The sequence below is a fragment of the Streptomyces sp. NPDC053474 genome (assembly GCF_044544845.1).
Lineage (GTDB): Bacteria > Actinomycetota > Actinomycetes > Streptomycetales > Streptomycetaceae > Streptomyces.
Window position 1 is genome coordinate 196,816 of the sequence record NZ_JBITXV010000004.1, and the last position, 22,388, is coordinate 219,203.

At 73.3% G+C, this 22,388-nt stretch carries 19 protein-coding genes; 7 read left to right on the top strand and 12 right to left on the bottom strand.

Annotated elements, in window-relative coordinates:
- Nucleotides 1-4: 4 nt before the first annotated feature.
- Genes ACIG3E_RS10795 through ACIG3E_RS10805 form a run of 3 tightly spaced genes read right to left on the bottom strand, consistent with a single transcriptional unit; the run spans nucleotide 5 to nucleotide 2,936 of the window.
- The gene (locus ACIG3E_RS10795) at nucleotides 5-841 is read right to left on the bottom strand and encodes a heme ABC transporter ATP-binding protein (RefSeq protein WP_399613934.1); all 837 of its coding nucleotides are present in this window, start codon (nucleotides 839-841) and stop codon (nucleotides 5-7) included.
- Nucleotides 838-1,929, bottom strand: a complete 1,092-nt coding sequence (locus ACIG3E_RS10800) for a FecCD family ABC transporter permease (protein ID WP_399613936.1) — start codon at nucleotides 1,927-1,929, stop codon at nucleotides 838-840. The genes ACIG3E_RS10795 and ACIG3E_RS10800 overlap by 4 nt, the downstream gene beginning before the upstream one ends.
- Nucleotides 1,926-2,936: a hemin ABC transporter substrate-binding protein gene (locus ACIG3E_RS10805; protein ID WP_399613938.1), complete on the bottom strand. Its 1,011-nt coding sequence runs from the start codon at nucleotides 2,934-2,936 to the stop codon at nucleotides 1,926-1,928. Before ACIG3E_RS10805 ends, ACIG3E_RS10800 begins: the two co-directional genes overlap by 4 nt.
- Before the next feature lie 94 nt (nucleotides 2,937-3,030).
- On the opposite strand from ACIG3E_RS10805, the gene ACIG3E_RS10810 reads away from it, so the two are divergent.
- The 3 genes from ACIG3E_RS10810 to ACIG3E_RS10820 all read left to right on the top strand — a co-directional run bounded on the left by ACIG3E_RS10810 (nucleotide 3,031) and on the right by ACIG3E_RS10820 (nucleotide 6,922).
- The gene (locus tag ACIG3E_RS10810; RefSeq protein ID WP_399613940.1) at nucleotides 3,031-4,551 is read left to right on the top strand and encodes an HtaA domain-containing protein; all 1,521 of its coding nucleotides are present in this window, start codon (nucleotides 3,031-3,033) and stop codon (nucleotides 4,549-4,551) included.
- 52 nt (nucleotides 4,552-4,603) lie between these two features.
- Nucleotides 4,604-6,130 carry an HtaA domain-containing protein gene (locus ACIG3E_RS10815; protein WP_399613943.1) on the top strand — a complete coding sequence of 509 codons (1,527 nt, stop codon included), beginning with the start codon at nucleotides 4,604-4,606 and terminating at the stop codon, nucleotides 6,128-6,130.
- 78 nt (nucleotides 6,131-6,208) lie between these two features.
- Complete coding sequence (locus tag ACIG3E_RS10820) at nucleotides 6,209-6,922, top strand: PhzF family phenazine biosynthesis protein (RefSeq protein WP_399613946.1); 714 nt, start codon at nucleotides 6,209-6,211, stop codon at nucleotides 6,920-6,922.
- Between the two features lie 99 nt (nucleotides 6,923-7,021).
- Here the strand turns inward: ACIG3E_RS10820 and ACIG3E_RS10825 are convergent, their stop codons facing one another.
- Entirely contained in the window at nucleotides 7,022-7,708 is a 687-nt protein-coding gene (locus ACIG3E_RS10825; RefSeq protein WP_399613948.1) for a heme oxygenase (biliverdin-producing), read from the bottom strand.
- A 127-nt stretch (nucleotides 7,709-7,835) separates the two neighbouring features.
- Nucleotides 7,836-8,693 (bottom strand): type I methionyl aminopeptidase, encoded by an 858-nt coding sequence (map, locus tag ACIG3E_RS10830; protein ID WP_399613950.1) that lies wholly within the window; start codon nucleotides 8,691-8,693, stop codon nucleotides 7,836-7,838.
- A gap of 70 nt (nucleotides 8,694-8,763) precedes the next feature.
- On the opposite strand from map, the gene ACIG3E_RS10835 reads away from it, so the two are divergent.
- On the top strand, nucleotides 8,764-8,994 hold the full coding sequence (locus ACIG3E_RS10835; RefSeq protein WP_399613952.1) for a hypothetical protein: 231 nt from the start codon (nucleotides 8,764-8,766) through the stop codon (nucleotides 8,992-8,994).
- Between the two features lie 563 nt (nucleotides 8,995-9,557).
- Here the strand turns inward: ACIG3E_RS10835 and ACIG3E_RS10840 are convergent.
- From ACIG3E_RS10840 to ACIG3E_RS10850, 3 genes are read right to left on the bottom strand one after another with little or no spacing between them, the layout of a single operon-like run.
- Nucleotides 9,558-10,358 (bottom strand): alpha/beta fold hydrolase, encoded by an 801-nt coding sequence (locus ACIG3E_RS10840; protein WP_399613954.1) that lies wholly within the window; start codon nucleotides 10,356-10,358, stop codon nucleotides 9,558-9,560.
- Nucleotides 10,355-11,062, bottom strand: coding sequence for a DUF998 domain-containing protein (locus ACIG3E_RS10845; protein WP_399613957.1), 708 nt, complete (start codon nucleotides 11,060-11,062; stop codon nucleotides 10,355-10,357). Before ACIG3E_RS10845 ends, ACIG3E_RS10840 begins: the two co-directional genes overlap by 4 nt.
- A gap of 13 nt (nucleotides 11,063-11,075) precedes the next feature.
- Nucleotides 11,076-12,596, bottom strand: a complete 1,521-nt coding sequence (locus ACIG3E_RS10850) for an APC family permease (RefSeq protein WP_399613960.1) — start codon at nucleotides 12,594-12,596, stop codon at nucleotides 11,076-11,078.
- Between the two features lie 70 nt (nucleotides 12,597-12,666).
- Here ACIG3E_RS10850 and ACIG3E_RS10855 point away from each other — a divergent pair, with 70 nt between their 5' ends.
- The 3 genes from ACIG3E_RS10855 to ACIG3E_RS10865 all read left to right on the top strand — a co-directional run bounded on the left by ACIG3E_RS10855 (nucleotide 12,667) and on the right by ACIG3E_RS10865 (nucleotide 17,056).
- Nucleotides 12,667-13,362: a hypothetical protein gene (locus ACIG3E_RS10855; protein ID WP_399613961.1), complete on the top strand. Its 696-nt coding sequence runs from the start codon at nucleotides 12,667-12,669 to the stop codon at nucleotides 13,360-13,362.
- A 126-nt stretch (nucleotides 13,363-13,488) separates the two neighbouring features.
- Nucleotides 13,489-15,210 (top strand): multicopper oxidase family protein, encoded by a 1,722-nt coding sequence (locus ACIG3E_RS10860; RefSeq protein WP_399613963.1) that lies wholly within the window; start codon nucleotides 13,489-13,491, stop codon nucleotides 15,208-15,210.
- Between the two features lie 91 nt (nucleotides 15,211-15,301).
- Nucleotides 15,302-17,056 (top strand): NAD+ synthase, encoded by a 1,755-nt coding sequence (locus ACIG3E_RS10865; protein WP_399613965.1) that lies wholly within the window; start codon nucleotides 15,302-15,304, stop codon nucleotides 17,054-17,056.
- Between the two features lie 260 nt (nucleotides 17,057-17,316).
- Here ACIG3E_RS10865 and ACIG3E_RS10870 read toward each other — a convergent pair whose 3' ends face one another.
- The 4 genes from ACIG3E_RS10870 to ACIG3E_RS10885 form a co-directional block, all read right to left on the bottom strand.
- On the bottom strand, nucleotides 17,317-18,534 hold the full coding sequence (locus ACIG3E_RS10870; protein WP_399613967.1) for an MFS transporter: 1,218 nt from the start codon (nucleotides 18,532-18,534) through the stop codon (nucleotides 17,317-17,319).
- Nucleotides 18,535-18,682: 148 nt separating this feature from the next.
- Nucleotides 18,683-19,705, bottom strand: a complete 1,023-nt coding sequence (locus ACIG3E_RS10875; RefSeq protein WP_399613969.1) for an endonuclease/exonuclease/phosphatase family protein — start codon at nucleotides 19,703-19,705, stop codon at nucleotides 18,683-18,685.
- 239 nt (nucleotides 19,706-19,944) lie between these two features.
- On the bottom strand, nucleotides 19,945-20,547 hold the full coding sequence (locus ACIG3E_RS10880; protein WP_399613971.1) for a TetR/AcrR family transcriptional regulator: 603 nt from the start codon (nucleotides 20,545-20,547) through the stop codon (nucleotides 19,945-19,947).
- A gap of 192 nt (nucleotides 20,548-20,739) precedes the next feature.
- Nucleotides 20,740-22,344 carry a DHA2 family efflux MFS transporter permease subunit gene (locus ACIG3E_RS10885; RefSeq protein ID WP_399613973.1) on the bottom strand — a complete coding sequence of 535 codons (1,605 nt, stop codon included), beginning with the start codon at nucleotides 22,342-22,344 and terminating at the stop codon, nucleotides 20,740-20,742.
- Nucleotides 22,345-22,388: the final 44 nt, after the last annotated feature.

Here is a 22,388-nt window from a genome sequence, read left to right on the forward strand (position 1 = left end):
GCCGTCAGCTGCCCCCTCGCACCGGCGTCACCAGCGGCTTTCCGATCCGCGGATGGGGAAACACCTCGATCGGCTGGCGGTACACCCCGGACAGCAGCGCGGCGTCGAACACGTCACACGGGGCGCCGTCCGCGGCCACCGTCCCGCCGTGCAGCACCACCGCCCGGTCCGCGTACGCCGCCGCGAGGCCGAGGTCGTGGAGCACGACGACCACCGCGTCCCCGGCCGCGGCGCGCTCCCGGCAGATCCTGAGGACCAGCTCCTGGTGGCGCAGGTCGAGCGCGGCGGTCGGCTCGTCGAGCAGCAGCAGCGGCGCCCGCTGGGCGAGCACGCGGGCGAGCGCGACCCGGGCCCGCTCGCCGCCGCTGAGCGCGGAGAACGGCCGCGCCGCGAACCCGGTGACCTCCGTGGCGGCCATCGCCTCGCGCACCACCTTGTCGTCGTCCTCCTCCAGGCGGGTCCCCGCCCAGGGCGCGCGCCCCATCCGGACGACGTCCTCGACGGCGAAGGGGAAGGACAGCGCCGCCGACTGCGGCAGCACGGCCCGGTGCAGGGCCAGTTCGCGAGGGGGCCAGTCCCCGGCCGCCCGGCCGCGGATCCGCACGGCACCGGAGGTGACCTGCAGGTCGGCGGCGAGCGCGGCCAGGAGGGTGGACTTCCCCGCGCCGTTGGGGCCGACGAGGGCGAGCACCTCGCCCGCCCGGACCGGCACCGACACGCCCTTGAGGACCTCGCGGCCGCCGAGCGCGAGCCGCGCGTCCGCGGCCTCGGCGAGGACTTCGCCGGGCGCCACGGGCCCGGGCAGCGCGCGCCCGCGCCCGCCGAAGAGCCGCCCGATCATGCCCAACCCCCTTGCTTACGACGGGTCCTGCGCAGCAGCCAGAAGAAGAACGGGCTGCCGAAGAGCGCGGTGAGCACGCCGAGCGGCAGCTCGGCGGGGGCGGCCACGGTACGGGCCGCGAGGTCGGCGCCGACGAGCACCACGGCCCCGCCGAGCGCGCTGCCCGGCACCAGGAAGCGGTGCCCGGGACCGGCCGCCATCCGCAGCAGGTGCGGCACGAGCAGCCCCACGAACGTGATGATCCCCGCCACCGCCACGGCCGCCGCGGTGAGCAGCGCCACCACGAGCACCAGGACGATCCGCAGCCGCTCGACGTCCACGCCCAGGTGCCGCGCGGGCCGCTCCCCGAGCGCGAGCAGGTCCAGCCTGCGGGCGTACAGGGGAGCGACGAGCAGCCCCGCCGCCGCGCACGGCAGCACGGCGAGCACCTTCGGCCAGGTGGCCTGGGCGAGCGAGCCGAGCTGCCAGAACGTGATCTGCGAGACCTGGGCGTTGTCGGCGAAGAAGATGAACAGGCCGATCAGCGCGCCCGCGAAGGCGTTCACGGCGATGCCGGTGAGGATCAGCGTCACCACCTCGCTGCGGCCGCCCTCGCGCGACAGGGCGTACACGAGCAGCACGGTGGCGAGACCGGCGGCGAACGCGCAGACCGTGACGGTCCAGTTGCCGAAGAAGCTCAGGCCGAAGGTGATCGAGGCGACCGCGCCCACGGCCGCGCCGGAGGAGATCCCGATGACGCCCGGCTCGGCCAGCGGATTGCCGAACACGCCCTGCATCAGGGCGCCCGCGCAGCCCAGCGAGGCGCCCACAAGGAGTGCGAGCGTCACGCGCGGCAGGCGCACCTTCCACAGCACGCTCTCCGGCACCCGCTCCAGGGCGTGCCCGCCGAGCCCCGCGCGGTGCTGGACGGAGGCGAGGACGTCGCCGAGCGGGATGTCGTACGCGCCGAGTCCCGCGGACAGCAGGCACAGCACGGCGAGCGCGGCGGTCAGGGCGGCGGCGAGCAGCGCGGGCGTGCCGCGCCGCCCGCGCCGGGCGGTGGCGGTCTCCCGCGCGGGGGCCGCCGCGGACCCGGTCGCGAGGGTCATGCGGCGTCCCCGTACAGCTGGTCGACGAGGGAGGCGAGCACCCGGTCCGTGCGCGGGCCGTAGTTGAGGAGCATCCCGTCCTCGACGGAGACGACGCGGCGGTCCATGCCCGCCGGGGTCTCGGCCACACCGGGGATCTTCACCAGGCCGTCGACGCCGCCGACCGAGTCGAGCCCCTTGGACATCACGAGGATCGCGTCGGGTGCGGCCTTCGCCAGGGCCTCGCTGGTGATCGCCGTGAAGTCCTTCCGCAGGCCCGACTCCTTGCCCGCGTCGACGGCGCCCGCCGCTTCGAGCAGCGACGGGGCGCCCGAATCGCGGCCGCCGAGCAGATACACGGAGGCCGAGCCGCGCAGATAGAGGAAGGCCACGCGCGGCTTCCTCGCTCCGGCGGGCACGGACCGGCGTACCTTGTCGAGCCGTTGTTCCGTACGGGACGTGAGGGCCGCGCCCGCCTTCGGGACGCCGAGCGCCCGCGCGACCGCCTTGATGCGCGGGCCGACGTCGTCCAGGCCCTTGGCCGGGTCGAGGACGACGAGCGGGATGCCCGCGTCCCTGATCTGGTCGACGGCCTCGGCGGGGCCCGTCGTGCTCTCGGCGAGGACGACCGTCGGCTTCAGGGAGAGCACGCTCTCCGCCGACACGTCGTGGGCCCGCGTCACCACGGGCAGCTTCTCGGCCTGCTCGAAGGTCGCGGTGACGTCCCGGCCCACGACGTGCCCGCCGAGGCCCAGGGTGAACACGATCTCGTTCAGGCTGCCGCTGAGCGGCACGATCCTGCTGGTGTCCTCGACCGTGACCTTCTTGCCGTCGGCGGAGTCGACGGTCACCGGGAGCTTCGGCTCCGGCGTGCCCTTGAGCGGTTCGACGCGGTCGGCGCGGGCGGCCTTCGTCCCCGCGCCGCCGCCTGCTGAGCCCCCGTCACCCGTGGATCCGCATCCGGTGAGGGAGAGGGCGAGGACGGCCGCCAAGGCGCCGACCGTCCGAAGTGAGCGCGGCTTACGCACCGAAGTCCACCGTCCTGTCGTGTGGTTCCCTCATGACGAGATCGTAGTTTAGGTTAGCCTTACCTAACGATCTAGACCGCCTCGGAGGGGTCCCATGCCGTTGTCCAGACCGTCGCGAGCACGCCTCGGCCACGGCGTCCGCGGCACCGTCGTGGCCGTGCTCGCCGGGCTCGTCACCGCGCTGCTCCCGGCGGCGGCCGCCCACGCCGAGGAGCGCACCGTGCGCGGCGGCAGGCTCGACTGGGGCATCAAGTCCTCCTTCCAGAGCTATGTCACCGGGCCCGTCGCGCACGGCAGTTGGAACCTCCAGGGCGGCGCGGCCACCGTCGGCGGCAGCCAGTTCCGCTTCCACTCAGCCCAGGGGGCCTACGACCCGGAGAGCGGCGCCTTCAGTGCCCGGTTCTCGGGCGGGGTGCGCTTCACCGGCCACAAGAAGGGCTCCTCGTACCAGCTCGACCTGACGGTCAGCCGCCCCACCGTGAAGGTCTCCGGCGGCTCCGGCACGCTCTACGCCGACATGGTCAGCAAGGCCAAGGGCACCGGGAAGGTCACCTCGACCGCGCAGGTGCCGCTGGCCTCGCTGAACCTGTCCGGCATCGACATGAAGGGCGGCTCGGGCCCGATCGCCCTCACCAACATCCCCGCCACGCTCACCGCGCGGGGCGCGAAGGCCTTCGCCGGGTACTACACGGCGGGCACGCGGCTCGACCCGGTGAGCCTGTCGACGGACCTCGCGGCGGCCACCGGCAAGAAGCCCGCCGACAAGCCGTCCAAGGAGCCCGGTGACCGGCCGTCCAAGGAGCCCGGCGATTCCGGGGACAAGGACGGCAAGAAGGGCGCCGAGGGCAAGAAGGCGAAGGCCGCCGGGCGCATCGAGGACGCCGCCGTCGACTGGGGCGTGCGCCGCACCTTCCGCGAGTACGTCTCCGGTTCCATCGCCCAGGGCAAGTGGACCCTGTCGTCAGGGGCCCGGGACGGCGGCGCGCTGTTCCGCTTCCCGCGCGGCGAGGGCTCGTACGACGAGAAGAAGCGCACCCTTGACGCGGACTTCACCGGTGCCGTCCGCTTCACCGGGAAGCACGGGCTCGACATCCGGCTGAGCCGGGTCGCGGTCGGCGTCGAGGACGGCGAGGGCACGCTCTACGCCGACGTCGACAGCGGGGACTTCACCCAGAAGAAGGCGCCGCTCGTCACCTTCACCGGCAAGGGCCTCGCGGACCTCAAGCCGAAGGACGGCCTCATCGCCGTCACCGAGGCGCCCGCGAAGCTCACCGCCGACGGGGCCAGGGCGTTCGGTTCCCTGTACAAGGCGGGCACCGCGATGGACCCCGTCTCGCTGGCCGTCGCCGTCGACGAGAAGGCGGAGCTGCCCGCGCTGCCGGACCTCGGCTCGGCCGCTGAGCCCAAGGCCGCGAAGGCCCCGGACGCCGGGCCGAAGGCGGAGAAGGCCGCGCGCTCCGCCGACGACACGTCGGACTCCTCGCCCGCCCTGCCGATCGCCGTCGGTGCCGTCGCCGCCCTGCTCGTCGCGGCAGCGGTCGTCTTCGGCGTCACCCGCAAGCGCCGCGCGGCCCGCGCGACCGGCACCGCCGACGACACCACCGGCACCCCCTGAACCACCCCGTCCCCCCTTCCCGTCCCTCCCTCCACCCCAAGGAGCACACACCATGGCTGCCCCCCGCCGCCCCATAGTCCGCGCGGCCGCCGTCGCGACGGCCGCCGCGCTCGGCGCGAGCGCGCTCACCCTCCCGGCGTTCGCCGCCGACGAGCCCGCCGCCGCGTCCCCGAAGGCCCCGCCGGTGTACAGCGTCGTGGACGGCACCCTGGACTGGGGTCTGAAGGAATCCTTCCGCACCTACGTGGTCACCATGGCGGCGGGAAAGATCACCACCACCGGCGGCGCCCAGCAGGCCCCGCGCAACGGCGTGTTCACCTTCGGCGGTGCACAAGGCACGTACGACCTGGGCGACCACGCCCTGAAGGCCGCCTTCAAGGGCGGCGTCCGCTTCACCTCCACCGCGCACCGCTTCGACATCGCCATCGCCGACGTGAAGGTGCGCACCCAGGGCAAGACCGGCGCCATCCAGGCGGACGTCACCCTCAACGGCACCAAGCAGAACGACATCGACCTCGCCACGCTCGACCTCAACGGCATCCAGCCGGGCCACGGGGAGGGCGGCGCGGTGACGTACAAGGACGTCCCGGCGAAACTGACCGCCAAGGGCGCGAAGGCCTTCAACGGCATGTACCGCGAGGGCGAGGTGCTCGACCCCGCCACCTTCACGGTGAAGCCCGGCGCGCCCGTCCCCGGCCCGGGCCCCGACCCGAAGCCCAAGCCGACCCCGTCGACCCCCACGAAGCCGAAGCCCAAGCCGAAGCCCGAGCCCAAGCCGACCCCGTCGACCCCCGCGAAGCCGAAGAAGGTCGTCGGCGGCAAGATGGCGTGGGGCATGAAGGAGAGCTTCCGCCGCTACATCTCCACCGGCGGCAAGGTGACGACCGCGGGCGGTGCCAAGAAGAAGGCGAACGGCTATGACTTCCCTTACGCCAAGGCGAAGTGGAACGCGAGCGCCAAGACGGTGGACGCCTCCTTCGGCGGCAGCGTGCGGTTCCGGTACTCGGGCCACGGCATCGACATGACGTTCAGCGACCTCAGGGTCAAGGCGAGCGGCAAGAAGGGCACGCTGTACGCCGACGTGAAGGCGCAGGGCCGCACCCGTGACGACGTGAAGTTCGCGACGCTCGACCTGTCCCGCGTCTCGTACGCCGCCAAGAACGACGTGGTGCTCCTCAGCAAGGTCCCCGCGAGGTTCACGGCGGCGGGCGCGCGGCAGTTCGCCAACGGCACGGTGGGCTCCCTCTACAAGGCGGGCGACCCGATCGACCCGGTGACCGTCGCGCTCACCCTGTCCGACCGGGCGAAGGTCCCGTCCTCCGCCGCGGCCCCCTCCGGCTCGTCCGGCATGGGCGGCGACGCCGGGCCTGCCGGGTCCGTGGGCGGTGGCGGTTCCGTGGGCGGCGGCTCCGTCGGTGACGGCGGCACCGGGGCCCTCGCGGAGACCGGCTCGGGCGCTCCCTCGGGCGCGCTGCTCGGGGTCGCGGGCGCGGTGGTCGCGGCCGGTGCGGGCGCCGTGTACGCGGCGCGGCGGCGCGGGCCCGGCCACGGTGTGCCGGGCGTGACGCCCGCGCCCTGACCCGGGCCGGGGTGTGACGACCCCAACTCCTCCTCCGGCGCCGCACGTCCGTGCGGCGCCGGATGCTTGAATGCCCGAATGACCGAAGAACAGGGGCCGGGGGTACCCGGCGCGCCCGCCGGGGCCGATGTGCACGCCGGAGTCGACGTCCTGCGGGTCTTCTGCGGCCCCGACGGCGGTTACGGCAACGAGCTCGGGGTCGTCAGGAACGGCGGCCGCGTGCCCGCGCGCGAGGCGCGGCAGGAGCTCGCCGGGAAACTCGGCTTCAGCGAGACGGTGTTCGTCGACGACCCCGAGCGCGGGCACATCGACATCTACACGCCCACCACGCGGCTGCCCTTCGCCGGACACCCCTGCCTCGGCGCGGCCTGGCTGCTCGACGTGCCCGAGCTCGTCACCGAGGCCGGGGTCGTCGAGGCGCGACAGGACGGGGAGTTCACCTGGATCACGGCGCGGGCGCAGTGGGCGCCGCCGCGGACGCTGCGCGCGTACGGTTCGGCGGCCGAGGTGGAGGCGCTCGCGGTGCCGCCCGCAGGGGAGTGGATCTACGCCTGGGCGTGGGAGGACGAGGCCGCGGGGCGGGTGCGGGCGCGGGGCTTCCCCGGGCGCGACGACGGCATCCGCGAGGACGAGGCCACCGGGGCGGCGGCCCTCCTGCTCACCCACGAACTGGGCCGGGCCCTCAACATCACCCAGGGCCGGGGCTCCCAGATCATCACGGCCCCGGGCCCCGGAGACCTCATCGAGGTGGGTGGCCGCGTGGCCCTGCCTTCGCACGCCACCTGGGCCTAGGCCTGGGGAGGATCGGCCTGAGGCTGGGAAATCAAGCCCGTCCGGCGGTTGAGGACGAGCGCGCAGCGCGAAACGCGGTCGCCCAGCCCGGCCGGAGGGCTACGCCGCGTGTGGGAACTCGGTGGCCAGGTCCCGGAACAGGGCCGTGTTCAGGGCGAAGGCCCGCTTGCACTCGTCGACGATCCGGTGCCGCTCCAGCTCGTCGGGGACGGTGACCTCGATCCGGTCGAGCAGCTCGCGGTAGTCCCGCTTGAACGCGGCCGGGTTGGAGATCCCTTCGAAGACGTAGAAGCGGACCCCGTCGCCCTTGCGGGCGAAGCCCCAGGTCTTCTCGGCCCGGCCCCGGATGATCTGCCCGCCGGAGAGGTCCCCGAGGTAGCGGGTGTAGTGGTGGGCGACGTACCCGCCGGGCCAGGTCCGCGCGCACTCCTCGACCCGGGCGGCGTACGCGGCCGTCGCGGGCAGCGCGGTGGCGTGCTCGCGCCAGTCCGCGCCCCGCAGATGGGCGAGGTCCCGCTCCAGCTCGGGGACGCGCTCCAGCTCGGGCCGGACGAAAGGACCCGCGACGGGGTCGTCGCGCAGGGCCTCGGCGGCGTCCTCCAGGGCGCGGTAGACGAACCAGAGCTGTTCCGTGTAGCGCGCGTACGCGTCCACGCCCAGACGGCCGCCGAGCAGGTCGCTCATGAACGTCGACGTCTCCGCCTCCGTGTGCTGTTCGTGGGACGCGGTGCGGATGAGCGTCGAGAACGAAAGCGGCGCCGTGGGCTGAGGGATCGCCGAGTCCATGCGGACCTCCGGATGCCGAGAGGGGACGGGAAACCAGTGTGGCCAGCACCGATCATGCAAGTTAGGCTCACCTAAGTCAACTGGTTCCCGACACCCTGTCGGTAAAAACGTTACGCGCCCATCCGGTTCACGGCAGCGTGAGGATCTCCGCCCCGCTGTCCGTCACCACGAGCGTGTGCTCGAACTGCGCGGTGCGCTTGCGGTCCTTGGTCACGACCGTCCAGCCGTCGTCCCACATGTCGTACTCGTGCGTCCCCAGCGTCAGCATCGGCTCGATCGTGAACGTCATGCCGGGCTGGATGACCGTGGTCGCGTGCGGGCTGTCGTAGTGCGGGACGATCAGGCCGGAGTGGAACGACGTGTTGATGCCGTGGCCGGTGAAGTCACGGACCACGCCGTAGCCGAAGCGCTTGGCGTACGACTCGATGACGCGGCCGATGATGTTGATCTGACGGCCGGGCTTGACGGCCTTGATGGCGCGGTGCAGGGCCTCACGGGTGCGCTCGACGAGGAGCTTCGACTCGTCGTCCACGTCGCCCACCAGGTACGTCGCGTTGTTGTCGCCGTGCACGCCGCCGATGTACGCGGTGACGTCGAGGTTCACGATGTCGCCGTCGCGCAGCACGGTGGAGTCCGGGATGCCGTGGCAGATGACCTCGTTGACCGAGGCGCACAGCGACTTCGGGAAGCCGCGGTAGCCGAGCGTCGACGGGTAGGCGCCGTGGTCGCACATGTACGCGTGCGCGATGCGGTCGAGCTCGTCGGTGGTCACGCCCGGAGCGATGGCCTTCGCGGCCTCCTCCATCGCGCGGGCGGCGATGCGGCCCGCCGTGCGCATCAGCTCGACGGTCTCCGGGGTCTGCACCTCCGGCCCGGTGTACGGCGTCGGGGCGGGCTTGCCGACGTACTCCGGGCGCCTGATGTTCCCGGGCACGGAACGGGTGGGAGAGAGCTCCCCTGGTACGAGCAGTGACTGGCCAGACATGCCAGCGAGTCTAACGAGCGCGGATGGGGCAGCATGGCGGGAGAGAACGGGGGAGACGGGAGCTGTGGCCATGGCGCTGTTCAAGAAGCGGACCGCCGGGAAACCGGGCGAGTGGTACTACTGCCTGGAGCACCAGAAGGTCGAGGAGGGGCCTGAGTGCCCCGGCAAGGACCGGTTCGGGCCCTATGCCTCCCGGGAGGAGGCCACGCACGCGATGCGGACTGCGGCCGAGCGGAACCTGGAATGGGACACGGACCCTCGCTGGCACGACGCCCCCGACCAGGGCCACCCCAACCCCTGACCCCACCGGGCCCGGCCCCGACGCGGAGCGCTCGCAGCTGGCTGCCCGCCCCCACCGCTACCGCGGCGGGTTCCTCCCACCCGCCCACCCGTGACACCTCAGCCTTGCCGGGCCTGCCCCGACGCGGAGCGCTCGCAGCTGAGTGGGTGGTACCGCCGCTACCGCGACGGACTTCTCCCACCCGCCCACCCGTAACGCCTCAGCGTTGCCGGGCCCGGCCCCGACGCGGAGCGCTTGCGGGTGGTGCCTTTTGGGCTGCCGTCCTGGGGGGCGGGTGGGTGGGACCACGCCGATCGCGCCCTGGCTCTCCGCTGTGGGCAATCGTCCCGCAGGGCGGGACGGGTGGGCACAGCCCCAGGTGCCGAGCAACCGCTCCTCCGGGGCCCGGCCCCGGTGGGGTGGGGGGCGGGTGGGTGGGAGTGTCCCGGCGGCGCGCAGCGCGGCCCTTGGCGCCGGGGTCTAGGGGCAAGGCTGCACCCCAAGGCGGTGGGGTGCGGCGGGGTCGGCCCGGCGGTGCGGGGCGCGGCTTTGGCGTGGGGTGGCTGCGGACGGTGCCCCGCGGGCTACCGCGTGGCCAGGATCGCCGCGGCGACCTCGCGAGGACGGTCCCGCATCAGAAGGTGGCCCGCAGGGCACAGGGCCTGGAAGGACGCCCCGAGGGACGCCGCGAGGGCCCGCTGCCGGGACACCCAGCGGCTCGCGCCCGCAGGGCCCGCGGCGAGCACCGCCACCGGCACGTCCGGCAGCGCGACCTCCCGCCTGAGCAGGGCGAGTTCATGCGCCACGTCGCCGTACGTCACGTACTCGACGAGCCCGGCCCGCCACACCCGGCTCACCCCGTACACCGCCCGCGGCCCCCGCGGCACGCCCCCGCCCCGCACCAGGGGCCCAAGAGCCCGCGGCACCCCGAGCGCGCCGAGGACCGCCCCGCCCGCGCGCGCCCCCGCGACCCGCGCCCCGCGCGCGGGCAGCGCCCGCGTCCGCTCCTCCACGCTGGAGTCGACGAGGACGAGCCCGGCCACCCGCCCCGGCCACCACCGCGCGAACGCCTCCGCGTGGAACCCGGCGAGAGAGTGCCCGACGACCGTCACGGCCCGTTCCCCCAGCCCCACCGCGTCCAGGACACGGCCGACGCGCTCCGCCTCCGCCGCCAGCGTGGGCGCCCCGCGCGCGGGCCCGCTGCGGCCGAGCCCGGGCCGGTCGAAGCGGACGACGGTGCGGGTGGGGGCGAGCAGCTCGACCACCGGGTCCCACTCGAACCACGCGAGCCCGAGCCCCGCGCTGAGCACGCACACGGGACCGTCCCCGGTCACGTCCACGTGGTGCGGCACCCCGTCGATCCGTACGAACACCCTCCCCGTCACCTCCGCCGTCGTACGAGGACGAGCCACGCCAGGCCCACCAGCCACAGGGCGATGGCGAGCACCTGGAGCCGCTGGCCGATGCCGAGCCCCCACGTGCCGTGCCCGGCGTCGAAGGCGAAGACGGCCGCGAGGGTCCAGACGGTGGCGGCGAGTTCGACGGCCACGAGCACCGCGAGCGCCGCCCGCTGCCGCGCCCCGCCCGCGCCCGCCCGGCGTACGGCCGCCGTCAGGAGCACCATCCCCACCAGCGCCCCGACCACGGCCACGCTGCTGCTGACCGCGTGCGCGGCGTGCGTGGAGGGCACGAGCCCGGCCCGCTCGCGCGCGCGGCACGCCGCGTCCACGGTGGGCGCGCAGCTCAGCGGAAGGCGCGCGTCGGCGGCCGTGGCCGCGCCGAAGAGGACGAGCCCGGCCCAGCCCAAGGCCGACAGCACGGCGGCCCGGCAGCGCAGCCGCGCCAGGCCGCCCAGGGCCCCCGCGCACACCAGCACGCCCGCGGCGAAGTCCACCGCCCGGAAGAAGGCCCCGTACGGCTGGTCCTCGGCGGCGAGCTCGCTCACGTACGTCCTCAGCGGCGAGAGCCCGGTCGGCAGGACCGCTTCGAGGGTCCACGAGGTGTACGCGGCGGCGCCGAGGGCCAGGAGCGCGGCCACGGCCACGCGCACGGCGCGGGGCGCTTCGGCGTCTCGGGGCACGGGGGACATACGCGTCTTGAGGCTAGGTGAGGGCATGCGTGCCTTGGTGGTCGGGATGGACCCATTCCGGTTTGCGGAACTTGAGGAAGGCGACCGGCGCGGCCACGCCGATCGCGAGCAGCCCGCCGCCGACGATCATCAGATAGCGCCACAGCGGCGCGTCGCCGAACTGGTCCGGCGGCACGAAGCCGATGCAGAGCGCGCACGCCGAGGCGACGAAGCCGACCCCGGCGACGAGCGTGACGGCGGGCACGACGAAGCCGCGCTCGACGTGCGGCTGCGTGCGGCGCAGCCGCACCACGGCCACGAACATCAGCAGGTACGCGATGAGGTAGATCTGCACGGTGATCACCGAGAACATCCAGTACGCGCTGGAGACGTCGTCGCTGAACGCGTACAGGACACCGATCAGGGTGGTGATCACACCCTGCGCGATCATGATGTTCAGGGGCACGCCGTGCTTGTTGAAGCGCTGCAGGAACGGCGGCAGATAGCCCTCCTGCCGGGCCAGCGTCACCAGGCCCTTGGCGGGTCCCGCGAGCCACGTCAGCATGCCGCCGAGCGCGGCCATGACGAGCATGATCCCGACGACCTTCGTCATCCAGCCGATGTGGAAGTGGTCGAAGAACGCCTGGAAGGCCTGCATGAGCCCGGCGGTGAGGCTGAGCTGCTCGGACGGCATGACCCAGCTGATGGCCAGGGCCGGAACGACGAAGATCAGCAGGACGAGGCCGGTGGCCAGGAAGATCGACCGCGGGTACTCCGCGCGCGGGTGCCGCAGCGACGACACGTGGACGCCGTTCATCTCCATGCCCGCGTACGACAGGAAGTTGTTGACGATGAGCACGAGGCTGGCCAGGCCCGTCCACGGCGGCAGCCAGTGGTCGGCGGTCATGGGCGCGGCGGGCTCGTTGCCCTGTCCCAGGAAGACGAGGCCGAGGGCGACGAGCACGACGCCGGGGACGAGCGTGCCGATCACGAGCCCCAGGGACGAGAGGCCCGCCACGGTCTTGGTGCCGCGCGAGGTGATCCACACCCCGGTCCAGTAGATGACGACGATGACGATGGCTACGTAGAGGCCGTCCTCGGCGAGGCTCGGATGGACGACGTACGCGAACGTCGAGGCCACGTACGCGAGCAGGCTCGGGTAGTACGCGATGGTCATCGCGAACTGGCACCACACCGCGACGAATCCGAGCGGCTTGCCGAGCGCCTCGCTCACCCACCGGTAGATGCCGCCCGTCCACCCGGAGGCCAGCTCCGCGCCGACGAGGGCCGTGGGCAGCAGGAAGACCACGGCGGGCAGGAGGTACAGGAAGACGGCGGCGAGGCCGTAGATGGCCATGGCGGGCGAGGGCCGCAGGCTCGCCACGGAGGCGGTGGTCATCAGGGCGAGCGTCACCCAGGAGATGAACTGCCGTGAGGTCCCGGTGTCCTCCCCGAACTCCGCGGCCCCGGCGTCACCGGCCCTCGCGGCCGCCGCGGCCTGTTCGGCCGCCGTCGTCTCGCCCGCGCTCTGTCCGGGCTTGTCCGTAGTCGTCATGGGTTCATGATCAATGTTTCTCACGGGCCCCGCACATCGCCCCATACCGGGGAGGGGTAGGCTCCCCACCATGGCCCCGAAGCAACTGCCCACGAGCGCGAGCGGATTCCTGCTCCTCGTGGCGCTGTTGTTCGGCATCGTGACGATGCACACGTTGGGGCATCCGCAGGAGCACGGGGGCGGCTCGACGCCCTCGCCCCACGCGGCCACCCGGGGCACCGGGGCGGAGCCTGCCCCGCACGTCGCGGGGGCCGGGCCCGTGGCCGGGAACCAGACCGCCCTGCGCACGGGCGCTGAGCCCGCGGCCCCGTACGCGGGCGCTGGGCCCCTCACCGCGAGCCACACCGTCACACACGCGGGCGCCGGGCCCATGACCGTGCATCAGGCCGCCCCGCCCAAGGGCACCGGCCCCATGACCGCGAGTCACACTGACACGCACGCGGACGTCGGACCCCTGACCGCGGGTCAGGCCACCCCGCATCCGGGGGCCGCGCCCCTGGCCGCGAGCCACGCCGTCGCGGCCGCGGGCGTCGGGCCCGAGGCCGCCCCGCCCGGCTCTCCTTCCCATGACACGGGCATGGACCCGATGTCCGTGTGCCTGGCCGTCCTGGGCGGGGCCCTCGTGCTCGCGCTGTTCGGCGCGGGGGTGGCGCGGCCGCCGGTGGCCGTGCCCGGCCCGCTGCCCGCCGGGCTCCGGGCCGCACCGTGGCCCGAGCCGCCCCCGCCGCGCGCGCTCCTCGCCCGGCTCTCCGTGCTGCGGATCTAGGCCGCCGTACCGGCTGCTTCGCGCTGCCCGCGCCGGGGGGAACCTCCGGGGCCGGAGCGGTGTACCAGAAGCAGCAGACGCGCCCTTCTGCACGCACCACTCAGTACGGACGAGGTGTATCCAGTCATGCGCACCCACACCGAGCGCACCCCGCACACATCGCGCCGAGCCCTGCTCGGCGCCGCACTCGCCACCGCCGGGGCCGGGCTCGTCACGGCCTGCTCCAGCGGCGGCTCACACTCCGGCCACGGCGGCCGGGGCGGCCCTTCGGCCGGTTCGAAGGGCTATGTGACGCCCTCCGGCCCCGAGGTCGCCGCCGCCGAGAAGAAGCGCCCGGGCGGCGGCCGCCTGCGCGAGCTGAAGCTCATGGCCATGCCCACGACGCTCGACCTGGGCGGCCCCACGGTCAAGTCCTGGGCGTACGGCGACGCGCTGCCCGGCAAGGAGATCCGCGCGACAGCGGGCGACACGCTCTCGCTCACCCTCGCCAACCACCTCCCGCAGCCCACCAGCCTGCACTGGCACGGCCTGGCCCTGCGCAACGACATGGACGGCGTCCCCGCCCTCACCCAGCGGGACATCAAGCCCGGCGCCGCCTTCACGTACCGCTTCAAGGTCCCGCACCCGGGCACCTACTGGTTCCACCCGCACTCCGGCACCCAGCAGGACCGGGGGCTGTACGCACCCTTGATCATCGACGACCCCAAGGAGCCCCTGGCGTACGACAAGGAGTGGGTCGTCGTCCTCGACGACTGGGTCGACGGCGTCGACGGCTCCACCCCCGACGCGGTCCTCGCGGAGCTGCGCGGCGGCATGGACATGGGCGGAGGCATGGACCACGGGGGCGGCATGGACCACGGCGGGTCCGGCGGGTCCGGCGACTCGGACGGCTCCGGCGGCAGTGGCGGCAGTGGCGGCTCGGGGCACGCGGGGCACATGTCCCGCACCGCCCTGACCGGCTCCGCGAAGGCCTCCCCCGAGCCCACCCCCAAGGGTCCCAAGGACGCCAAGGGTCCGTCCCGCATGCTCATGGGCTCCACCAGCGACATCCTCGGCCGGGACGCGGGCGACGTGGCCTACCCGCACTATTTGATCAACGGCCGCACCCCCGAGGCCCCCACCTCCTTCCGCGCCCGCCCCGGCGACCGCATCCGGCTGCGCCTGATCAACGCGGGCGGTGACACCGCCTTCCGGGTGGCCCTCGGCGGCCACGAGCTGACGGTCACGCACACCGACGGCTTCCCGGTGCGGCACCAGAAGGCCGACGCCCTGCTCATCGGCATGGGCGAGCGGTACGACGTCCTGGTCACCGCCAAGGACGGCGTCTTCCCGCTGACCGCCGTGGCCGAGGGCAAGAAGGCGGCGGCCCAGGCGGTGCTCCGCACGGGCGGCGGCCGCGCCCCGTCACCGTCGGCGCGGCCCAAGGAGCTCAAGGGACGCGTGGTGCTGGCCGAGCGGCTTACAGCGGACGACTCCGTGGCCCTCAAGCCCGGCGCCCCCGACCGCACCATCAAGATCCGGCTGACGGGAGGCATGGCGACATACGACTGGGCCTTCGACAAGAAGCCGTACGCACCGGACCAGCGTCATCCGGTGCGCGCCGGTGAGCGCGTGCGCCTGGAGTTCAGCAACTCCACGTCGATGTGGCACCCCCTCCATCTGCACGGCCACACCTTCGCCCTGGCGAGCGCCCCCGGGCGCCCCCGCAAGGACACCGCGATCGTGCTGCCGAACGGCCGCCTGACGGTGGACTTCGAAGCCGACAACCCGGGCCTGTGGATGATCCACTGTCACAACGTGTACCACGCGGAGGCAGGAATGATGACCGTCCTCGGCTACCGCTCCTGACCCAGGTCAGACCCGTGACGCGAGGTCTCCGGGCGGCCGCCGGTCGGCCGTCCCGGGGGCATCGCGTCGGGTTGACGATTACACTGGGGCCGTGCCTCAACTACGCCTTGCGCTGAATCAGATCGACTCCACTGTCGGCGACCTCACCAAGAACGCGGACGCGGTCCTCCGCTGGACCCGGCACTCCGCCGAACAGGGCGCGCACCTCGTCGCGTTCCCGGAGATGGCACTCACCGGCTATCCGGTGGAGGACCTCGCCCTGCGTCCCTCCTTCGTGGAGGCCTCCCGCCAGGCCCTGCGCGCGCTCGCGGTCCGCATCCGCGACGAGGGCCTGGGCGAACTGCCCGTCGTCGTCGGCTATCTGGACCGCAGCGACGAGGCCAAGCCGCGCTACGGCCAGCCCGCCGGGGCCCCGCGCAACGCGGCGGCCGTGCTGCACCGCGGCGAGGTGGCGCTCACCTTCTCCAAGCACCACCTGCCCAACTACGGCGTCTTCGACGAGTTCCGCTACTTCGTCCCCGGCGAGACGCTCCCGGTCGTCCGCGTGCACGGCGTCGACGTGGCGCTCGCGATCTGCGAGGACCTGTGGCAGGACGGCGGCCGCGTCCCGGCCACCCGCACGGCCGGGGCCGGGCTCCTGCTGTCCATCAACGCGTCCCCGTACGAGCAGAACAAGGACGACCAGCGGCTCGAACTCGTCCGCAAGCGGGCGCAGGAGGCCGGGTGCACCACCGCCTACCTGGCGATGACGGGCGGTCAGGACGAGCTGGTCTTCGACGGCGACTCGATCGTCGTCGACAAGGACGGCGAGGTCGTCGCGCGGGCCCCGCAGTTCACCGAGGGCTGCGTGGTGCTCGACCTGGAGCTGCCCGCGGCCGCCGCGCAGGCGCCCTCGGGCGTCGTCGACGACGGGCTGCGCGTCGAGCACGTCACGCTCTCCGCCGAGCCGCTCGCGCCGTACGAGGCCGAGCACACCGGCACGTACGCGGAGCGCCTCGACGACGACGAGGAGGTCTACTCGGCCCTCGTCGTCGGCCTGCGCGCGTACGTCCAGAAGAACGGCTTCCGCTCCGTGCTCATCGGGCTCTCCGGAGGCATCGACTCGGCGCTCGTGGCCGCCCTGGCCTGCGACGCGCTCGGCGCGGAGAACGTGTACGGGGTCGCGATGCCCTCCCGGTACTCCTCCGAGCACTCGATCGCCGACGCGGCGGAGCTGGCGCGGCGCACCGGCCTCCACTTCCGCACCGTGCCGATCGCGCCGATGTTCGACGCGTACATGGAGTCCCTCGGGCTCACCGGGCTCGCCGAGGAGAACCTCCAGTCGCGGCTGCGCGGCACGATGCTCATGGCGCTCTCCAACCAGGAGGGCCACATCGTGCTCGCGCCGGGCAACAAGTCCGAGCTGGCGGTGGGCTATTCGACGCTGTACGGCGACTCCGTCGGGGCGTACGGGCCCATCAAGGACGTCTACAAGACCTCGGTCTTCCGGCTCGCGAAGTGGCGCAACCGGGCCGCCGCCGAGCGCGGCGGGACCCCGCCGATCCCCGAGAACTCCATCAGCAAGCCGCCGAGCGCGGAGCTGCGGCCCGACCAGGTGGACACGGACTCGCTGCCGGACTATCCCGTCCTCGACGCGATCCTGGAACGGTACGTGGACCGGGACGAGGGCGCCGACGCGGTCGCCGCCGCGGGCTTCGACGCGGAGCTCGTCGTGCGGACGCTGCGGATGGTGGACACCGCCGAGTACAAGCGGCGGCAGTACCCGCCGGGCACCAAGATCTCGCCCAAGGGCTTCGGCAAGGACCGGCGGCTGCCGATCACCAACGCGTGGCGCGAACGCCTCTAGCCCCCGGCGGGCCGCACCACCCCACCGCTACCGCGGCGGGGCCCCGGGCTCGGGCCCGGCCCCCGCTGCCCGCCGCCACGGCGGGACGACACCGCCGCTGCCGCGGCGGCCTTCCCTCCCACCCGCCCACCCGAAACTCCCCGGCTGCGGAGGCGGGGGCCCGACGCGGGGCGCTGCGGGTGGGTGGGACCACCCGCGACCGCGCGGAGCGCGGTGGTGCCAGGGTGCGGGCCGGGGCGGTCCCGGCGGGTGGCGGGGCCTTAGTGGCGGGTCCGCTGGCGAGGGGGCGGGGCGGTGCCGGTGATGACCCGGCCCGGGGACGTCGACGGTGCGCGGCGGAGGTCTGCGGCGTAGGCGATCGCCGCGACGCCAAGGCCGAGGACGGCGAGGGCCGCACCGGCGAGGGCGGGGGACGTGACGCCGAAGCCCGCCGCGAGGGCGAGGCCGCCGATCCACGCGCCACCGGCGTTCGCGAGGTTGAACGCGGCCTGGTTGGCGGAGGAGGCGAGCGAGGGCGCGGCGGCGGCCTTCTCCATGACCATGAGCTGGAGGGGCGAGCCGGTGGTGAAGGCGGCCATGCCGAGGAGGGTCACGCCGACGGCGGCGCTCCACTCGGCCTTCATGAAGAGCGGGAAGAGGAGGAGGACCAGGGCGAGGGAGGCCAGGCCGCCGAAGAGGGTGCCGCGCAGGGCGTGGTCGGCGAGCCGCCCGCCGAGCAGGTTGCCCGCGGTGGCGCCGACGCCGAAGAGCGCGAGCAGCAGCGTCACGCTGGCCTCGGCGAACCCCGCGGAGTCGGTGAGCATCGGCGTGACGTAGCTGTAGGCGGCGAAGAGCGCCCCGAAGCCCGCGACGGTCGTACCGAGCGCGAGCCACACGGGCAGCGAGCCGAGTGCCCGCAGCTCGCCGCGCAGGCCCGTGCTCTCGCCGTGGCCGTGGTCGGCGGGGACGAGCAGCGCGAGCGCGGCGATGGCGGCGAGCCCGATCGCGCTCACGGCGAGGAACGTGGCGCGCCAGCCGAGCTGCTGCCCCATGAGCGTGGCGATGGGCACGCCGACGACGTTGGCGACGGTGAGCCCGAGGAACATCAGGGACACCGACCGCGCCTTGCGCTCGGGCGCGACGAGCCCGGTGGCGACGACCGCGCCGACGCCGAAGAACGCCCCGTGCGGCAGTCCGCTGAGGAAGCGGGCGGCGAGGAGCAGGTGGTAGTCCGAGGCCGCGGCCGAGAGCGCGTTGCCGACGACGAAGAGGACCATGAGGCCGATCAGGACGCGGCGCCGGGGCAGCCGCGCGGTGACGGCGGCGAGCAGCGGGGCGCCGATGACGACGCCGAGCGCGTACGCGGACACGAGGTGTCCGGCGGTGGGTATGGAGATGTCCAGGTCGTCGGCGACGTTGGGCAGCAGGCCCATCATCACGAACTCGGTCGTGCCGATGCCGAAGGCGCCCACGGCGAGGGCGAGCAGGGCCAGGGGCATGGAGACGTACTACCTTCCGAAGGGCCCGTACGAGGGCAGGGACGATCAAGGGAATCGTTTGGTTTACGTACGGAACAAAGAGGTCCGCACTCCGTATTCCGCCCGACCGTTCCGCCCGACCGTTCCGCGCGGCCACGGGCGCGTGACCTCAGAGGTCGACGCTCGCCGCCACCGGCAGATGGTCGCTGTCCGTGCGCGACAGCGTCCAGGAGGACACCGGCTCGACGCCCTTGACCATGATCTGGTCGATGCGGGCCATCGGGAACGACGCGGGCCAGCTGAAGCCGAAGCCGTCGCCCGCGGCGCCCTGCGTGGAGCGCATCTGGGAGGTGACGGCGTTCAGGGCGCGGTCGTTCATCGTGCCGTTCAGGTCGCCGAGCAGGATGACCTTGCTGATCTTCTCGTGGGCGATGGCCTCGCCGAGCGCGTCGGCGCTGTCGTCGCGCTGGCCCGCGGTGAAGCCCGCGTCGAGCTTGACCCGCACCGACGGCAGGTGGGCGACGTAGAACGCGACCTCGCCCTTGGGCGTGTGCACGGTCGTCCGCATGGCCCGGGTCCAGCCCAGCTTGATGTCGACGGGCTTGGTGGCGGTCAGCGGGTACTTGCTCCACAGCCCGACGGTGCCCTGCACCGAGTGGTACTTGTACGTGCCCGCCAGGGCCTTCTCGTACGTGGGGACCGCGGCGGAGGTGAGCTCCTCCAGGGCGATGACGTCCGCGCCGGACGCGGCGACGTCACGGGCGGTCGAGGCCGGGTCGGGGTTGTCCGCGTTCACGTTGTGCGTGGCCACGGTGAGGTCGCCGCCGCTGCCCGACTTGTCGGTGACGAGGCCGCCGAAGGCGTCGAGCCAGACGATCACCGGGAGCAGCAGGGTGATGAGCGCGGTCGCGGACTTGCGGACGACGGCGATGACGAGGAGCACGGGGATGAAGAGGCCGAGCCACGGCAGGAACGTCTCGGTGAGGCTGCCGAGGTTGCCCACGCCGTTCGGGATCTGGGCGTGCACGAGCATCACCAGACCGATCACGACCGCGAATCCGGCCGTGACGAGTCCGCGCCGCCAGATGCCGGGGTCGCCCCGCCAGCCGTCGACGAAACGCCGCAGCGGGGAGCCCTGGCGCTCGGGCCGCGAGCTGCCGCTGTCCGTCTCCGCCTTGTACGCCTGCGCCATACTCTCGTCGCCTCACTGACTGCCGTGCACACCGTCCCTCGCCCCTGAACCCTAGGCGATGATCGGGTGTCGTCCCCGCCGTCCGCGGACGGCCCTACGGACCCGAGGACGAGCGGGGGCGCACGACAGGTTCCGGATGCGCCCCCAGGGTCCGCACTCTGTGACGAAACGCGCATATCGCCTGCGAGTTCAGGGCTGCTCGGGGCGACACGCTAACACCCCGGGCCCCTCTGGGGGGCTCACTCGGAGGGGCGCAGTCCGCCGAGGACCAGGTCGACCACGCGCTCCGGCAGGTCCTCGTCGAGGGGGGCGTCGGAGCGCATGACGGTACGGACCAGCATGGGGCCGACGAACAGCTCGTGGGCGAGCGCGATGTCGACGTCCGCGCGCAGCTCGCCGTTCTCCTGGCCCCGGCGCAGGACGTCGTGGGTGCGGCGGCGCTGCGGCTCGATGACCGTCGCGTGGTACGCGTCCCAGAGCTTGGGCAGGGTCTTCATTTGCGCGAAGACGTTGTGCAGGATCGCCGACGCGCGCAGGTTCAGACCGCGGCGGCGGATCTGCTCCAGGAGGACGACGAGGTCGTCGCGCATGGAGGTGCCGGGCAGGGCGGCGGGCGGGGCCTCCAGGGTGCGCAGGACGTCGACGAAGATCTCTTCCTTGCCGCTCCAGCGGCGGTAGATGGTGGCCTTGCCGACGCCCGCGGTGCGGGCGATGCGCTCGATGGACAGCTCGGCGAGGGGGGTGCCCTCCTCGATGAGCCGGATGACGCCCTCGAGGATCGACCGCTCCACGGCCTCGCTGCGGGGGCGGCCGCGGGTGGCTCGGGTGGGGCTCTGCTCCACGGTGTCGACTCCTCTGCGGTTGAGCGGCTGGGCCCATTTTCCCTGGCCCGACGGTCCGGCGCGCCCCCCTGCCGCGGGCCTCGCCCCTACCCTGGCGCCGACGGCCCGGGGCGGCTGGGGCTGTGCCCACCCGTTCCGCCCCCTGGGCGGACCAGTTGCCCACAGCGGGGACGGGGGCACAGCCCCGGTGCGTCAGCGGCTCGTGGCGGCGGGTTCCCGGTCGACGGGTTCGGCGGGGGCGGGTGCGGCGGAGGCCGGGGGCTTGCCCGGGAGGAACAGGGCCACGACCAGGACGCCCACCAGGGCGACGCCCGCGCCGCACAGCGCGGTGACGTGCATCGCGTGCAGGAAGGAGTCGTTGGCGGCGGAGACCAGGCCCTCGCCGCGCGGCCCGAGCCGCGCCGCCGCGCCGAGGGTCGCCTCGATGGACTCGCCCGCCGTGTGCCGCATCCCCGCCGGCAGGAGCCGCATCTCGTCCTCCACGCCGCCCCGGTACGCCGCGGAGAGCACGGACCCGAGCACCGCGATGCCGAGCGCGCCGCCGACCTGGCGGAAGGTGTTGCTGAGCGCGGACGCGGAGCCCGCCTTCTCGCGCGGCAGCGCCTGCATGATGACGACGCTGGTGGGCGTCATGATGTGCGCCATCCCGGTGCCCATGAGGAAGAAGACGACCTCCAGGATCCAGATCGGCGTGTCCGAGTCGAGGATCGTGAACGCGGCGAGGGTCACGGCGATGACGGAGAGCCCGCCCACGCAGGTGGCCCGCACCCCGAACCGGTCGACGACGTGCCGCGCCCGCGGCGCGAAGATCAGCTGCGCGGCGGCGAGCGGCAGCATGAGGAGTCCGGTCTGCAGCGGCGTGTAGCCGCGCACGCTCTGCGTGTAGAAGACCGAGAAGAACGTGACGCCCATCAGCGCGAAGAAGACGAGCGCGATCGCGGTGATCGCCGCCGAGAAGACGCGGTTCTTGAAGTACGAGATGTCGATGGACGGGTGGTCGGCGCGCTTCTCGTACCAGACGAAGCCGACGAGCACGGCGAGCCCGGCGAGGATGGTCGCGAGCACGGCCGGGTCGGTGAAGTCGGCCAGCTGGCCGCCCTTGATGATGCCGTAGACGAGCAGCACGAGGCCGATCACGGACAGGACGACGCCGACCAGGTCGATCCGGCCGGGCTTCGGGTCCTTGGAGTCCGGTACGAGGACGACCATGAGGATCAGCGCGACGATCACGATCGGCACGTTGATGAGGAAGACCGAGCCCCACCAGAAGTGGTCGAGCAGGACGCCGCCGGTGATCGGGCCGATGGCGACGGCGAGGCCGACGCCGGCCGCCCAGATGCCGATGGCCTTGGGCTGCTCCTCGCGCTCGAAGACGTTCATGAGGACGGCGAGGGTGGCGGGCATCACGAAGGCGGCGCCGAGGCCCATCACCCCGCGGAACGCGATGAGCTCGACGGGCGAGCCGGACTGGGCGGCGAGCGCGGAGCCGATGCCGAACACCGCGAGCCCGGCGAGCAGCACCTTCTTGCGGCCGACGCGGTCGCCGAGCAGGCCCGCGGTGAAGAGCAGACCGGCGAAGACGAGCGTGTAGGAGTTGATGGCCCACTCCAGCTCGCCCTGGGTGGCGCCGAGGCCGGTGGGTGCGGGGGTGGAGATGGTCTTGATCGCGACGTTCAGGATGGAGTTGTCCAGGACGACGATCAGCAGGCTGAGCATCAGGACGCCGAGGATCGCCCAGCGGCGCCGGTGGACGGCCTCCGGTATCCGGGACGTGCCGGGGACGGCAGGTGTTGTCATGCTCCGACCTTAACCGCATTCCGATACGAGACCGTCTCGTATTG